The organism is Mycobacterium sp. WUMAC-067 (assembly GCF_020217485.1).
In the GTDB taxonomy this organism is placed as follows: Bacteria; Actinomycetota; Actinomycetes; order Mycobacteriales; family Mycobacteriaceae; genus Mycobacterium.
In genome coordinates this window covers 1-15,481 of sequence record NZ_JAEKMI010000072.1, presented here as the reverse complement: position 1 = coordinate 15,481, position 15,481 = coordinate 1, and the positions used below count along the sequence as shown (strand labels likewise).

Annotated in this window: 11 protein-coding genes and 1 pseudogene; 9 read left to right on the top strand and 3 right to left on the bottom strand. The window is 61.5% G+C overall.

All coding sequences use genetic code 11. The features are described from left to right. Positions 1–189: 189 nt before the first annotated feature. Positions 190–1,737: a long-chain fatty acid--CoA ligase gene (locus JF781_RS25875; RefSeq protein ID WP_007172220.1), complete on the bottom strand. Its 1,548-nt coding sequence runs from the start codon at positions 1,735–1,737 to the stop codon at positions 190–192. 62 nt (positions 1,738–1,799) lie between these two features. Then, entirely contained in the window at positions 1,800–2,999 is a 1,200-nt protein-coding gene (locus tag JF781_RS25870) for an acyl-CoA dehydrogenase family protein (RefSeq protein WP_007172221.1), read from the bottom strand. A gap of 768 nt (positions 3,000–3,767) precedes the next feature. Here JF781_RS25870 and JF781_RS25865 point away from each other — a divergent pair. Continuing rightward, positions 3,768–4,421 carry a TetR/AcrR family transcriptional regulator gene (locus JF781_RS25865; protein WP_007172222.1) on the top strand — a complete coding sequence of 218 codons (654 nt, stop codon included), beginning with the start codon at positions 3,768–3,770 and terminating at the stop codon, positions 4,419–4,421. 214 nt (positions 4,422–4,635) lie between these two features. Here JF781_RS25865 and JF781_RS25860 read toward each other — a convergent pair whose 3' ends face one another. Continuing rightward, positions 4,636–5,436, bottom strand: coding sequence for an enoyl-CoA hydratase/isomerase family protein (locus tag JF781_RS25860; RefSeq protein WP_046184313.1), 801 nt, complete (start codon positions 5,434–5,436; stop codon positions 4,636–4,638). Between the two features lie 387 nt (positions 5,437–5,823). Between JF781_RS25860 and JF781_RS25855 the strand changes: the two genes are divergently transcribed. The 8 genes and pseudogenes from JF781_RS25855 to JF781_RS25820 all read left to right on the top strand — a co-directional run. Continuing rightward, positions 5,824–7,377 carry a long-chain fatty acid--CoA ligase gene (locus tag JF781_RS25855; protein WP_007172224.1) on the top strand — a complete coding sequence of 518 codons (1,554 nt, stop codon included), beginning with the start codon at positions 5,824–5,826 and terminating at the stop codon, positions 7,375–7,377. 92 nt (positions 7,378–7,469) lie between these two features. Next, on the top strand, positions 7,470–8,528 hold the full coding sequence (locus JF781_RS25850) for a BtrH N-terminal domain-containing protein (protein ID WP_007172225.1): 1,059 nt from the start codon (positions 7,470–7,472) through the stop codon (positions 8,526–8,528). A 338-nt stretch (positions 8,529–8,866) separates the two neighbouring features. Beyond that, entirely contained in the window at positions 8,867–10,324 is a 1,458-nt protein-coding gene (locus JF781_RS25845) for an NAD(P)/FAD-dependent oxidoreductase (RefSeq protein WP_007172226.1), read from the top strand. Positions 10,325–10,771: 447 nt separating this feature from the next. After that, on the top strand, positions 10,772–11,383 hold the full coding sequence (locus tag JF781_RS25840) for a TetR/AcrR family transcriptional regulator (RefSeq protein WP_046184315.1): 612 nt from the start codon (positions 10,772–10,774) through the stop codon (positions 11,381–11,383). 56 nt (positions 11,384–11,439) lie between these two features. After that, complete coding sequence (locus JF781_RS25835; protein ID WP_007172228.1) at positions 11,440–12,738, top strand: cytochrome P450; 1,299 nt, start codon at positions 11,440–11,442, stop codon at positions 12,736–12,738. Between the two features lie 11 nt (positions 12,739–12,749). Beyond that, positions 12,750–12,941: a ferredoxin gene (locus tag JF781_RS25830; RefSeq protein ID WP_007172229.1), complete on the top strand. Its 192-nt coding sequence runs from the start codon at positions 12,750–12,752 to the stop codon at positions 12,939–12,941. 121 nt (positions 12,942–13,062) lie between these two features. Continuing rightward, positions 13,063–14,121 carry an LLM class flavin-dependent oxidoreductase gene (locus JF781_RS25825; protein WP_007172230.1) on the top strand — a complete coding sequence of 353 codons (1,059 nt, stop codon included), beginning with the start codon at positions 13,063–13,065 and terminating at the stop codon, positions 14,119–14,121. Between the two features lie 337 nt (positions 14,122–14,458). Then, positions 14,459–15,481: pseudogene (locus JF781_RS25820) on the top strand (flavin-containing monooxygenase); the annotation flags it as partial.

Here is a 15,481-nt window from a genome sequence, read left to right as displayed (position 1 = left end):
GAACCGTCGGATCATCCGCCATCCCGCTGCGCTGCCACTCGTATCCACCCATGAACGACTCTCACCCAAAGCGATTCGGCAGGCGTGCGAAGATTTACGTCCATGCTGCCGCTGACCGCATTCTGCGTACCGCAACGTGGTCGAGGTGTGGCGAAAAGCAAATGTGCGTCTGGCCGAGAGAACGGCGTTTCAACGCAGAACTGAAAGCCCCTCCCCGCCGAATTGCAGGCGAAGCTCCGTCTTGAGCACCTTGCCGGTGGCGTTTCGCGGCAAGTCGGGAACGACATGTACTCGTGACGGGCATTTGAAGTGGGCAAGGCGTTCTCGAGCGTAATCGATAAGCTCCTCTGCATTGACGGCGGCATCCTGCTGAAGGGCCACGACGGCCACCGGAGTTTCGCCCCAACGCGGATGCGGCACACCGACAACCGCGACCTCGCGCACGGCATGGTGACGGTAGAGGACCTGCTCCACCTCGATCGGGTAAACGTTCTCACCACCGCTGATGATCATGTCTTTTTTTCGGTCGACCAGAGTGATGAAACCTTCTCGGTCAATGCGGCCCAAGTCGCCAGTATGAAACCAGCCGCCACGAAAAGCTTGCACTGTCGCCTCGGGAAGACCCCAGTAGCCCGCGAATACGTTAGGGCCGCGCACTACTAACTCGCCCACCTCGTCGACGGGGACGTCGTTGTCGGCGTCGTCGACGATACGAGCTTCGACGTGAAAAGCCGTCCGACCGATCGATCCGGCCTTCTCCTTAACGTGTTCAGCGTCGAGGAATGAGACGATAGGCGCGGTTTCGGTCATCCCGAAACCCTCCTGGAACGGCAGACTGCGTCCTTGGAAGAATTCGATGACGGTCAACGGACACGGTGCGCCACCCGCAGCCGCCAGTTCGAGAGCCGACAAATCGTGGTCCTCGAATCCATCGACGTTCATCAGCGCGGCCCACATCGCCGGAACCATGAATTGCACTGTCGCATGCTCTTGGGCCATCATCGCCAGCGTCTGTCGCGGATCGAAGGACGGCAGCAGCACGCTGCAACCGCCGACATGCAGCAGCGGCAGCGTGTGCACTCCGAGTCCCCCGATGTGGAACATCGGAGCCACGGCGACGGTCACGTCCGTCTCACGCAGCCCGCGCCCGATTGTCAGCGCGTTCATGACGTTCCACAGATGGTTGTCGTGGGTGAGCATCACACCTTTGGGACGCCCCGTAGTCCCGGACGTATACATCAGATTTGCAATGTCATGGCCCGCCACGTCGGAGCCCACAGCTGTGGGCGCTTCACTGTTCACAACGTCGTCGTAGGAAAGCTCACCGGCAAGGCATTCACCGCCGACGGCCATTTGGTGGCGGACCCGCACCCCATCCTCTGACACCGCGGCGCGGGCGACCGGGGCCAGCGGGTTGGAATACACGAGCACGTCTGCGCCTGAGTCGGCCAGCTGGTAAGCCACCTCTGCTGGCGCCAACCGCACGTTCATGGGCACGAAGATCGCGCCTAGTTTCGCGGCCGCCAGCATCGTTTCTATGAACGCGGGACTGTTGATCAAGAGACCGCCAACCCTGTCGCCCTTGCGGACACCGAGCGCTCGCAGGGCACGCGCAAGCCGGTTGGTCCGTTCATCGAGCTGAGTGAAGGTGATCCGTCGGTTATCGTCAACGAGGGCGGTGCGGTCGCCGGACAGGAAGGCCCGTTTCGTCGCCCAACTGCCAATACCCCTGTCCATGTGAACTCCTTCGGAGCCGGTCGCCCAGACACGTCGTCGTGGGCCGATTCAGTGCCGAACAGCTATAAGCCGATGCGCTTGGCGATGATCTCGTTCATGATCTCGTTGGTGCCACCGCCTATTCCGAGAATGCGGCAATCTCGGTAATGCCGTTCGACTTCGGACTCGCGCATATAACCCATCCCACCAAAGATTTGAACCGCCTCATTCACCACATAATCGCACGCGTATACGGCGGTGTTCTTGGCCATCGACACCTCAGTGACTACATCCTCCCCGGCCAGCCACCGTTGCATCACGGCGCGGGTGTAGGCGCGCGCGACGTCGACCTGCCTGGCCATTTCCGCGAGCTTATGGCGGATCACTTGACGAGCCGTCAGAGGTTTCCCGAAAGTCTGGCGTTCGCGCGCCCAACCCTTGGCTAATTTGAGCGCGCGCTCCGCCGTCGCGTATGCCTGCACGGCAATGCCGAGTCGTTCCGACTGAAACTGCTGCATGATCTGCAAGAATCCGCCGTTCTCTGCCCCCACCAGGTTCGCAGCGGGAACGCGAACGTCAAAGAACGAGAGTTCTGCGGTATCGCTGCAACGCCATCCCATCTTGTCCAGCCGGCGGTCAACCTTGAACCCCGGTGTGCCCTTGTCGATAACCAGCAACGAAACTCCGCCGTACCCGGGTCCCCCGGTACGCACCGCGGTAGTCACGAAGTCGGCGCGGACACCGCTCGTGATGAAGGTCTTAGCACCGTTGACCACGTACGTGTCACCATCGCGGACTGCTCGTGTGCGTAGGTTCGCCACATCTGAGCCCGCTCCGGGCTCGGTGACTGCCAGCGAGCCGATCATATCTCCGGCCAGGGTGGGGCGAACGTAGTGGTCGATCAGGGCATCCGATCCATTCGCGGCGATGTGCGGAAGCGCGATGCCGTGGGTGAACAACGCGGCGCACACGCCGGTAGACCCACCGCACGCCAGAATTGCCTCGGTTACCAACGCCGAATCGATCGCGTCGCCGCCGCTGCCTCCCACGTTCTCGGGGAATCCAACCCCGAGAAGTCCCACATCGGCAGCCTTACGGTGCAGCTCGCGCGGGATTTCACCTGCCTCCTCCCAATCCGTCACTTTCGGTGTTATCTCGCGAGCGACGAAAGATCGCGCCAACTGGCTCAGTGCTAGCCGCTCCGGCGTGGTCCACGGATCGTTGGGCACAGCGCAGCCTTCCGTCCCGGCTATGTGTTTGGTGGTTGCTTCGATATCCGTCATGATGGCTCCCGGATCGAATTGCGTCGGCAACCGAACAGCGGTTGCACGCAGGTGCAAGGTGTCTCAATTCGATTGTGCAGTCGGACGATTCGGAAAGCATTCGCCCAACGGGGCGAGCGGCCCGTGTGCTGAATTCCGAAACAATCGGAGCGAAACTTTGTCTTCGCCTCCCAGCGCACGCGCCGAAAGCATTGTCCTGGAGCATGACTGCGCCGCCCACCAACACGATCAAGCGCATAGGCGGCATCGGTCAGCCAGGCTCCTCGCGCGAGGATCGGCACTGAATCTCTCAAACCGATCCCTTCCTACCCACTCGCGACCGCGACTTAAGTCAATGCAAGGCTCGGGCGTCGCGTGCAAGTGGCCACCTCAAGGAGTGCTTCGCGTGCCCCGATTAGTCCAGAAACCGTCGAAGCTCAACAGCCTCAGTTACTGGTGGCTAACGTTACGTGCGAGGCCCAAGGATTTGCAACACCCATCGCGTAGATGTCGCGCTCCGGTGCACCAGATCTACGACTCATGCGAATGAAGGAGGTCTCGTCCGCCGATCACTGCAATCTATCCGGGTTGATTGTCTTGGTGGTTGCAGCCGCGCCGCGCTTGGAGGTACCCCGGGGCCTCTCCCAGTATGGACGTTGGATGGCGCGGCAGTTGTGCGTGGGGAGTGGGCATCGTGAAGAAGTGTTAACGTTCGTAGATCACCCGGAACGTGTGGGCGTTTCGAACGGAAGAGGTATTGCTGCTTCGACTGCGAAAGGATGGTCGACCGTGACCGACACAGTCACCGTCGGCCGCACGCGAGGAGGCGAGCGTCGCGAGCGGATTCTGGCGGCCGCCGCCGAACTCATCGCGGACCGTGGCTATCACGCTGTTTCTATGGCCGATATCGGCATCTCGGCAGGGGTCGTCGGTCCAGCGATCTACCGGCACTTTGACAGCAAGGCGGGCTTGCTGGCGGCACTGTTCGAACAAGTGATTGACACGCTGCTGCGACGGGCGTCGGCGATCGTTGAACAAAGCCGAGATGATCGCGAGGCGCTGACTGCCTTAGTAGCCGACCACGTTGCCCTGGTGATGGAGAAGCGCGAACTCGCCATTGTTTACTACCGAGAAGTCCATAATCTGCCTGACCATCGACGTAGTCGCCTGCGCCGCAAACAGCGCCTCTACGTTGAAGAGTGGGTGCACGTTTTGGGCGAGTTAAGGCCGGAGTTGGACGAGACGGAATTGCGCGCCGTTGTTCACGGCGCGATCGGTGCCATCCAATCGACGTTGCAATATCGCGATACGGGGATGCCTCCCGAGCGCGTCTCGGTGCTGCTCGCGCGGATGGGGCACGCTGTTCTCGGCGTTCCACCGTGCGAGTCGCACAGTGAGGATCGGGCAAGCCACGCGTTGCCGCAGCGCCGAGGTCGACGGTAGGCGCAACCTCGGAGTGTCCTCGCCTCGGCGTGTCCTCGGGAGGGTGATTTCGCTGAGCAGAGGCTGTCAATGATTTGCTTCGTGTCGATGGCTCCCTGGCCACGATTAAGCACGCCGCCAATCGGCTTGCTTGGCGGGCCCGCACGCCGCGCCAGTCAGCCGGCGGTCTCGCCGCGCGGTCCTTGGCACGAGCATTCGCAGACATCCGGCGTGTTCAGCGTCCCCGCCATACAGGTGCCCGTTTCTCCCGGAATGCGCGTGGGCCCTCCTGCGCGTCCGCGGAGTGGTACACGGGTTCCCAGATCTTCTCAGCCAGCGTGTATGCCTCCTCAAGGCGATGTCGCGCCGATAGATACGCAGTCTGTTTAGCGGCCAGCACCGACAGCGGAGCATTTCCAGCGATTAGAGCGCCCAGCTTCTGGGCTCGATCCCTAAGCCGAGCGGCGGGCACCACCTCGTTAACAAGACCCACTTCGAACGCCCGGGCCGCGCTGATCGGTTCGCCGGTGAGCATCATCTGCAGAGCGATTCTCGGTGGAACGAGCCACGAAAGAGGAGCGGCCCAGGGAGCTCCACGGCCGACTTTGACTTCGGTGATCGCGAACAGGGCATGCTCGGCGGCGACGATCAGGTCACACTGCTGTGCGAGCAGGAACCCGCCGGCGAATGCAACACCGTTGACCGCCGCGATGGTCGGTTTAGCGATGTCGATGTTGCGGCCGAACTGCGGGGCGAAGTCCAGTGGCGGAACCGCCAGCGCCTGGTGCGCCATCTCTTTAAGGTCGCCGCCGGCGCAGAATGCCTTTTCACCCGCGCCGGTCAAAACGAGTACGCGCGCGTCAGCGTCCTCATTGAACCGACGTGCGCCATCCCATAATCCTTGGCGCACGGCGACACTGAGCGCATTGCGAGAGTGGGGCCGGTTGATAGTCAGCCAGGCCACCCCATCGACGACGTCATAAATCACCGGATCATCCAAGGTAGTCCTTCCGCGTGTTCTGGGCACTGTCTCCATCGACAATGCCGGCGTCCCATCGGCGACCACTTGGACGTCCCAGCGACACCTTCTGCGGGGCGTGCAGGTCTGGGCTGCGACGGGGTCTTCGATTTTATCGCCTCCAACGCCACCTAATTGGAGTAGTCGACTTGGAAGTGGGGACTGGTAACACCGTTCCCGCCACAAGTCGCAGCATATGTGACTAAGCATTCACGATTGTGGGACGTGACGACGATTCGATGCAGGCGGGTGACTGGGTGGGCTCTCAGTTGTCGAGTTCAAAGGACGATTGTGCTATCCATCGGCGCCCCAGTAATGTTAACCACTGATAACGTGAGGGCGCTCGGGGCCACTGGATGTGTCATTGCCGGGCCCGCACCGGTTGAGAGTTCAGGAGGAGACGTGATGTACCTCACGCAGGGCTTGCACAGAGCACTGCAACAACACCCGGACCGCCTCGCCACCATCGACGCGGATCGAACACGGACCTATGCGCAGTCCGCACAACGAATCGCGAAGTTGGCGAGCGCATTACGGACGATTGGCGTTAACCGCGGGGATCGCGTCGGCATGCTGGCGCTCAACTCCGACCGTTACCATGAGTACCTGCTGGCGGTGCCGTGGGCGGACGCGGTATTAAACCCGATCAATATCCGCTGGAGCCCTCCGGAGATTGCCTACGCCCTGCGCGACTCCCAAACCGATGTCTTATTTGTCGATGACGCCTTCAGTCCAGCAGTCCCCGCACTTCGCGCGTCATATCCTGACCTGCGCGCAGTCGTTCATTGCGGAAACGCCCCGACCCCGGAGGGAATGTTCTGCTATGAGGAACTCATAGCCGGCGGCGAAGTCGGTGATGACGTGCGGCGCAGCGGCGATCAACTGGCCGGTGTGTTCTACACCGGTGGCACCACGGGTCTACCCAAGGGCGTCATGCTTAGCCACGCGAACCTGATGACCTCCGTGCTGGGAATGCTCAGCGTGGGAAGCTTTCTGAGTTCGGAGGCTCGACTGCTTCATGTTGCGCCGTTGTTCCATCTCGCGGACTTGGCCGCCTGGGCGGGGCAAACCACCCTGGGTGGCACACATGTGATGCTCTCGACTTTCGAGCCCAGTGCCATTCTCCAGACCATCGAACGCCACCAGGTCACCGACGTCCTTTTAGTGCCGACCATGCTGCAGATGGTCGTCGACCATCCCGCCGTCAGGGATTACGACCTCTCCAGCCTCAGAAACGTGATGTACGGGGCATCGCCGATTTCCGAGGCGGTCCTGTCGCGCGCGATGAAGACCGTGCGGTCGGCGCGATTCATGCAGGGTTATGGCATGACAGAACTGTCCCCCCTAGCCACAGTCCTGCGTCCTGAGGACCACGAGCATCCGGACCTATTGCGTTCAGCCGGCCGCGCCGCGCCCTGCGCCGAGGTCAAAATCGTCGATGCTGACGATAAGGAAGTGCCGCCGGGCAATACCGGCGAAATCGTCGTGCGTGGCGGCAACGTGATGTTGGGCTACTGGAATAAACCAGACGAGACAGCGGCCGCGCTGCGCAATGGGTGGATGCACACCGGTGACGCCGGTTACATGGACGAGCGGGGTTATGTGTTCGTCGTCGACCGCATCAAAGACATGATTATCTCGGGTGGCGAGAATGTCTACTCGACGGAAGTCGAGAATGTTCTGTCCAGGCACCCGGAGGTGGCGGCGTGCGCGGTCATCGGAGTTGCCGATGAAAATTGGGGCGAGCGCGTTCATGCGGTCGTCGTCTTGACCGAAAACTCCTCGGTGACAGCCGAAGAGCTCAGAGACTTCTGTAAGACTCAGATCGCGGGATACAAGGCGCCCCGTACAGCCTCGTTCGTTGATGCGCTCCCTCTCTCAGGTGCTGGCAAGGTGCTCAAACGCGAACTGCGAAAACAGTTCCGGCAAGAGTGCACAAGCACTAGCCGGGGTCGATAGGTGCCCTTGCAGCGCGCCCCGCGGCCATCGACGCGGCTGCCTCCAAAGGATTTCCCTAGACGCCCTGGGCAGGCCGTCAGGACGGGATCGTCATGGCGCGCGTAGAGGTGCCTTACAGACACGAGCTCGGCGGCCACTGCGGGTCCGGTGCCCTCCGCGATCTGACCGAGTGGGCCGGACTCCGTTGGGGTGTGCACGCCCCCCGCGAAGGACTGGTTTTCGCGCTGAGCGGCACGCTGGATTTTTCCTATGCCCGTTCCGACGAGTTATTTCCGCCGGTGTACCTCGTTGGCAGGGGCCCCGATCTCGAAGAGCAATACCTCACTAATGTCGGTGCACAGTTCGAGATTCGCGCCACCGATGACGGCGACCTCGGGTGGAAGTGGGTGACCGATCAACTCGACCGCCGCACCCCCGTGATGGTTTGGGCCGACATTGCTCATCTGCCCTATCTGCGCGCACGGTTGAGCATGAGCCGCCACGACATTGTCATCACCGGCTACGACGACGACCGAGGCGTGGCCTTGGTCGTTGACAACGACCGAGATTCGGTCCAACTGGTCCCCTACGAGGATCTCCGTCGGGCACGGTCTTCGACCGGCTTTCCCGTGCCGACCCGTCACACCGCCTACATCGTCGACTGGCCGACTACGGCGCCGGACTTGGCGGCGATCGCCGGTCCCGCCCTTATCCGAAGCGCGCAGGCGATGGCGGCAATCACCGACAGCCGGGGTCTTACAGTCACTCGCGACCCTGAGGCACAGAAGGATGGACTCGATGGTGTCGAGCATTTCGCCGTCGACGTGGCGGCGTGGCCTGACGCCCTGGACGATCACAACCTCGAAAGCGCCCTGTTTGCGCTGTGGGCGTTCATTGAGAAGGCGGGGACGGGAGGGGGGTTGTTCAGGGCCCTGCAGGCCGACGGCTGTCGAAGCATCGCCAACTTGCTGCATTCCGAAGCCGCCCTGGAGGCGTCGAGGGCTGCTCGGGAGGTGTCGACCGCCTGGACCGAAGTAGCCCGGATGGCTTACAACCCAGGCACCCCACTGCGGGCTCGCGCCGCCGCCACTGCGGCCGCAGCCGAGCGTGTGCCTGACGCCGAAAAGCGGCTCACGGAATCGCTCTTCGCCGCCGGAGCGGCTCTGACGTAACAATTTCCGCCTTGGGCCGGCCGCTGCATTCAGCTTGGCATCTGGGTGCCGAACGTCCACGCAGCGCGGCTTTTGACCCACCGGAGCCATTTTCGAGGGGTACGCTAACGACGGTTAACACTGTTGGTGGCTCCACACGTGTAGCGGTCCGCAACTGGGGCAGCAGGAGGGAACGCTTGGTGCACGGAACAAGGGTCGCCGCACCGGCGTGCGCGGGTAGGACGGCTGGTCGTGTGCCGACAACGAGCGGAAGCGCGCATCAATGCCTTAGTGCGTAGCGGCGCCGGTATCGGCGTGATCGGCAGTGCCGAGTACAAGTAGCACTTCAAGAATGAGTGATGAACATGACGGAACAACGGTCAGTCAAAGTCGCAATCATCGGTGCGGGCATGTCGGGACTGTGCATGGCGATCAAGCTGCAGGACGCCGGCATTGACTCGTACACCATTTTCGAACAGGCCGAGGATGTCGGCGGCACATGGCGAGACAACACCTACCCGGGGCTAACCTGCGATATCCCATCGCGGTATTACTCCTACTCGTTTCGGCCCAACCCGAACTGGTCGCACCTGCTGCCGCCGGGGCCGGAGATCCAGGCCTATTTCCAGCAGGTGGCCGACGAACGGGCCATCCGCCCGCACATCAAGTTCGGCGCCGAGGTCATATCCGCCCGATACGACGACGAGCGGTGGCGGATCACGACCGACGACAGCGAAGAGACATTCGACGTCCTTGTCACCGCGACCGGCGTGCTCCGGGTGCCGCGCTATCCGGACATTCCCGGCCAGGAGAGTTTTGCCGGGCCGGTGTTCCACTCCGCGGAATGGGATCACTCCGTCACCTTGCGGGACAAGCGGGTCGGACTGATCGGGACGGGCTCGACAGGCATACAGATCATTGCCGAACTCGGGGGCAAGGTCAGTCGGCTCACCGTCTTCCAACGCACTGCGCAGTGGGTCTTTCCGATGCCCAATCCGCACTACTCACCGCTGATCCAGGCCGCGTTGACGCGGTGGCCGAGGTTGAACGGCCTGGGCTATTGGTTCTGGGGATTGGTGGTCAGGCGCATCTTCGGCCGCGCGCCGATCCGTCCGGGATTTCAGCGCCGCTTGGTTCAGACGCTATGTCGATGGAACCTGCGACTCTCGGTGCGCGACCCGCAGTTGCGCGCGAAACTCACCCCGAAAGATCAGCCGATGTGCAAGCGCCAGATTATGGCGGGACATTTCTACCGTTCGGTCCAACAACCGGGTGTGGAGGTGATCAACGAGACGATCGACCACATCGAGCCTCGCGGCGTCATCACGGCCGACGGTACCTTGCACGAACTCGACCTGCTGGTCTATGCCACCGGGTTTGACGCCCGGGCCTACGTGCGCCCGCTGACAGTGGTCGGGGAGCGTGGGCTCACCCTCGACGAGGCATGGGCCGATGGCCCCACGGCGTATCGGTCGGTCGCGGTGCCCGGATTCCCAAACTTGTTCATGCTGATGGGTCCGCATTCGCCGATCGGCAACCAGTCACTGATACCGGTCGCCGAGGACCAGGCTGATTATGTGCTGTGGTGGATTAACCGGATCCGTGAGGGCCGCATCGTCGCCGCCGCGCCCACCAAGTTGGCCACCAAGGGCTACAACGACAGCATGAAAGCAGCGATGCCACAAACAATTTGGGTTACCGGTTGCAACAGTTGGTACCTAGGCAAAGATGGGCTTCCCGAATTGTTTCCGTGGACACCCGAGCGGCACCGAGAACTATTGCGTGCACCTGAGATCGCAGATTTCGAACTCCGATGAGACGCGCATCGAAAGCCAATCAAGGTCTTTTCGCGCGGATCCTGTCGCGCTTGGTGCCATGCACGTCATCGGTGAAGATGGTTTGGGGCCCTAACGCGAGCGCAAGCGTCTCGGATCAGGCGGCGGCAGAATTCGGAGCGAGGACGCTACGACGCCCATGGAATGGGGAACGACTTCGCGTGGTCTTTGGTGGTGACGACCAAGCGTGGCCACTGTCCTGGCAACGCTTACGCCCACCGTTATCACGCCGGCGTTTGCCGACTAAGCCATCGAACGCTCCGAGCCGGCGTTAGAACCGCATCAACGAAATCATGCAGGGACCGGCGATTGGTCATCTTCGACAGCAAGCAGGTGTGGTCCTCCACCGCCCGGACGGAACACTTGTGCAAGACGCATATCCTGCTCACCATGTCCACAGAGTCCGTTCGCCTCTCGTTTCGCCAGCACATGCGTGAGCAAGTTCTCAGGGCTGCGCGTGACCTCACTATCGAGAAGGGCTGGCATCGGGTTCGCATGAGTGAAGTCGCCAAGCTTGTCGGCGTGTCCCGCCCGACGCTCTACAAGGAATTCACCGATAAGCAGGGACTGGGTGACGCGCTGGTTGTGTCCGAAGGCGAACGATTCTTGAACGGCATTCACGCAGTTTCGGCACAACACGCCGGAGATGTCCGCGGGGGTATCACCGCCGCGGTGTCGTACACCCTCGAGGAAGCGGAAGCGAGCCCGCTCTTGAAGGCGGTGTTGACGTCAAATCGGCCTACAGACAAAACGGTTTCCGAGACAACCGGTATGTTGCCGCTCCTGCCGACCTCGGCATCGCTGCTGGAGCTATCCTCGGCAGCCCTCGTGACTTGGTTCAACGAGCACTTTCCAGGTCTGGATGCCGATGACGTGCATGAAGTCGCCGATGCGCTGGTGAGGCTCACTGTGAGCCATGTCGTGCTTCCTTCTGCCGATGCAAGTCTGACCGGTGAGCGGATCTCGCGGATCGCCCTTCGCTATTTGGGCGCAGATCCCGCGAGGCCGTTTACACAACGCAGATTTTTGTCTGGATGTTGACTTTATAGAGAAAAGTGTAAACACTGGCGTGGAGACACTAGCTCGGGAGGACCCTCATGACTGTCAGCGCTTCCGCTCCGAAGTCGTCGGTGGAGCGTCGTTCAGCACGTTCGTATGATTCTGCCGACCTGTCCTCGACTGCCTTTTGGGCTGGCACCGCCGCTGACCGTGAGAAGACCTACGCGGAGCTGCGCCGACGCGCCCCCATCAGCTGGCACCCGCGCGTCGAGCACACCATGATCGACGACGAGGACGACCAAGGCTTCTGGGCCGTGGTCACCCACCCGCTACTTGTCGAGGCGACCCGGCGACACGACGATTTCCTGTCTGGTCAAGGCATTGTGATGGAGTCGATCCCGCAGGAACTGCTCGACACCGCGCAAGGCTTCATCGCTATGGACCCGCCGCGGCATACCAAGATTCGACGATTGCTGGCATCCGCATTCACACCGAAGCAAATGCGGCTGACCAGTCACCAGATCGAGGCCAACGCGAAACGGGTCGTCGATGGCCTTGCCCCGCAAGGCGAGGCTGACTTCGTCGACCAGTGCGCCGCGTTGCTGCCGATGCACAACATCTTCGACATGATGGGCGTGCCGGACTCGATGCGCCGCGACATCGCGTGGGAGTCACGGTATGCCGGTGGGTGGAGCGACCCGGAGGTGATGGGCGAAGACCCGGTCATACCTCGCCTGTTCCAAGCGATGGGATTCTTGGGCGATGGCGCCCGCGAAATCATCGCCGCACGTCGCCGGCAGCCCGAAGATGACCTTATGACGAACCTCGTTCAAGCTGAAGTGGACGGCGAACAACTCACCGACGACGAGATCGTCTCGTTTTTCATACTTCTCACGATCGCCGGGAACGACACCACGCGCCAAAGCACCAGTCACGCGATGAAAGCATTGACGGACTTCCCAGACCAAAGAGCTTGGCTCATGGAGGATTTCGACGGACGGATCAAAGGGGCCGTGGAAGAATTCGTCCGGTGGGCCACACCAATCATGACATTTCGCCGGACGGCGGCTCGCGACTGCGAACTGGGCGGGCAGCAGATCACCGAGGGTGACAAGATCATACTTTTCTACAGCTCGGCCAACTGGGACACCACCGTGTTCACTAACCCGGAGAAGTTCGATCTGTCGCGCGACCCTAACCCGCACGTGAGCTTCGGAGGCGGGGGAATCCATCACTGCCTCGGCAACCAGCTGGCCAGGCAGCAACTCGCTGCGCTCTTCAGAGAACTGCTGCACCGCCTGCCTGATATTGAAGTCTGCGGGCCACCCAGCTACACCGTCAGCACGTTCTTCCACGGCGTGAATCACCTTCCCGTCCGCTTCACCCCGAACGCGTAAGGCGGCGTGGTATGAAGATCAGAGTCGACCGCAACCGATGCTCGTCAATCGGAATGTGTGAAGGCCTGGCTCCTGACTTCTTCGAGGTCAGGCACGATGGCCAACTCAATATCGTGAACCCCGAGCCACCGGAATGCCACAGATCACTCATCGAAGAAGCAGTATCGTGCTGCCCCACAGGCGCTCTCGCCGTCGAGGACTGAGACCGCGGTCCTGAGGCAACGCTGACACACCTGCTTGCTGTCGGCGGCGATGGGCTTTCGCCTTCGGGTCAACTAGCCGCTGACACCGTCTGTCACCTACCACACGATGGAGCCGTCACTTATGAGTACTTATGGACTTTCAGTCGTCGCCCCTGAACTTGCCGCGATGAAGGCCACCGCCGCGGCTGCCGACCAGGCCGGGTTCGACGCCGTCTGGGCATCCGAGTTCTACACCCGGTCGGGATCCATCTCGATGGCGGCGATGGCAACCTCGACGAACAGGTGTCGCATCGGGTCGTCAATCCTCTACGGCATCGGACGTAGTCCGCTGGTCTTGGCGACCGAAACACGCGACCTCGACGAACTGTCCGGTGGTCGGGTCGTGCTCGGGATCGGCAACGGCACCAAACGGATGATGAGCGATTGGCACTCTGTCACCGATACCAGCGCCCCCGCCCTGCGCGTCGAGGAACTCGTACCCCTTATCCGGCGCATCTGGAACCTGCACGAAGGACCCGTCCGCCATGAGGGCCGTTTCTACAATATGAATCTCGTCCCCACCGGGCCGGTAGAACCCCCTGCGCGCAATATCCCCATCGTCACCGCCGCCGTGCGGCCGCGAATGTGTGAAGCCGCCGGACGGGTCGCTGACGGCTTGGCCGGGCATCCACTCTTCACCACCGCGTATGTGGAGGAAGTCGTGCGGCCTGCGGTGGCCAAGGGCGCACAACGCACCGGGCGCGACCCTAACGGCGTCGAGATCGTGTCGATGGTGATGTGCTCCATCCACGACGACCCCGAGATCGCTCGTCGCGAGGTAGCGCAGCAGATCGCATTCTACGCCTCGGTCAGGACCTACGAACCGCTGCTCGACTTCTGCGGATTCGCCAAGCAGGGTGCCGTCATCCGAGAAGCCTTCACCCGCAGCGACTTTCAGGCCATGTTCAACGCCGTCACCGATGACATGATCGACGTCATGGGTGTCGCCGGCACCGCTGACGAGGTTCGCAACGGGCTACGCCGCTACGAGGGCGTGCTAGACCACATCATGCTCTACCCACCGTCGGTAGGTACCGCGCCTGAGCGGGTCGGACAGAACGTCGATGATCTCATCAAGCATTGCGCCCCGCCCAATATGCCTCCGGCCTCCCAGCTGCACGCGCGACCCGGACCACGGTAGCGACACGGCGATCTCGCACACAAAGTGCGCTGCCGCATCGATCGATGCCGACCTTCGGGTTCGCATGAAACTACTCATTTCCCTCTGGGACTATCTCGGTGGGGTGCAGTCCCCCAGTGACAGCCGAGCTTGCGTTTGGCAATAACGGTCCTTGGGGAAGGCTAGGACGATGCCGGTCCTCTTTCACTAGGAAGTGAAGTGGTCAGAACACGTTGTGGCACGCAGATGCGTTGCGGCGCGGACCTTCTGCGCCGCATCAAGGCGGTCCGACGGAGTAGATGCGGAGTCGATCGAGCGGTTTGGCGACAAGGTCATCGGGTTGCTAACCTCGATTAACATGTCAGAGTTGTTCGATGTGGTGGTCGTGGGAGCGGGGATTTCCGGTATCAGCGCTGCCTGGCACCCGCAGGATCGCTGCCCCGGTAATAGGTACGTAGTTCTAGAGCGCAGAAGTGATCCGGGTGGCACGTGGGATCTGGTCAAGTATCCGGGCATCAGGTCGGACTCAGATATGTGCACGTTCGGATTCCTTCAAGCCCTGGCACTCGGCCAGGTTCACTGTCGACGCGCCGACAATCAAGAACTATCTGCGTGAGGTCGCGACCGAGAACGGCATCCATGAGCACATTCACTTCGGTACCCAGGTCTTGTCTGCCGCTTGGTCGGACGCCAGCCGGCGCTGGACCATCAAGGCGGTTCGGAACGGCTGAGGAATTAGAGCTCGAGGCGCGGTTCGTCTTCATGTGTAGCGGCTATTACAACTACGACGCGGGTTACCGACCAAACTTTCCCGGCGAGGAGAACTTCGGTGGGCCCATATTGCAACCTCAGCACCGGCCCAGAGACCTTGATTATGCCGGTAAAGAACGTCGTCGTTATCGACAGCGGCGCCGGGCACATAACGATGCTGCAACGTTCGCCAACATCGACCGCTTCACCAGAACGGGTCACGAGTTGGCGGCCGATATCATCTTCTACCGCAACAGGATTGAACTTGTGGCTTTTGGGGGCGCCAAGCTTGGTCGTAACGGCCAGGATGTCGACGTCAGCAAGTCGATGACCTATAAGTCGATGTTGCTGTCCGATGTGCCCACCATGGCGTTCACCATGGGCTATATCAATGCATCGTGGACCTTGAGGGCCGACCTGGTATCGGAATACGTTTGTCGCCTGCTCAATTGCATGGACGCGCGCGGCTACGACACCGTCGTAGCCGCTCATCCAGGGAAGATGTCGAAGAAGAACCCTTCGCCGATTTCGCACCAGGCTACTTCCAGCGCGCGATGGACCAGCTACCGAAGGCGGGATCTCGAGGGCCATGGCAGGTAAAACACCAATTACCTCTTCGACATCCGTGAGT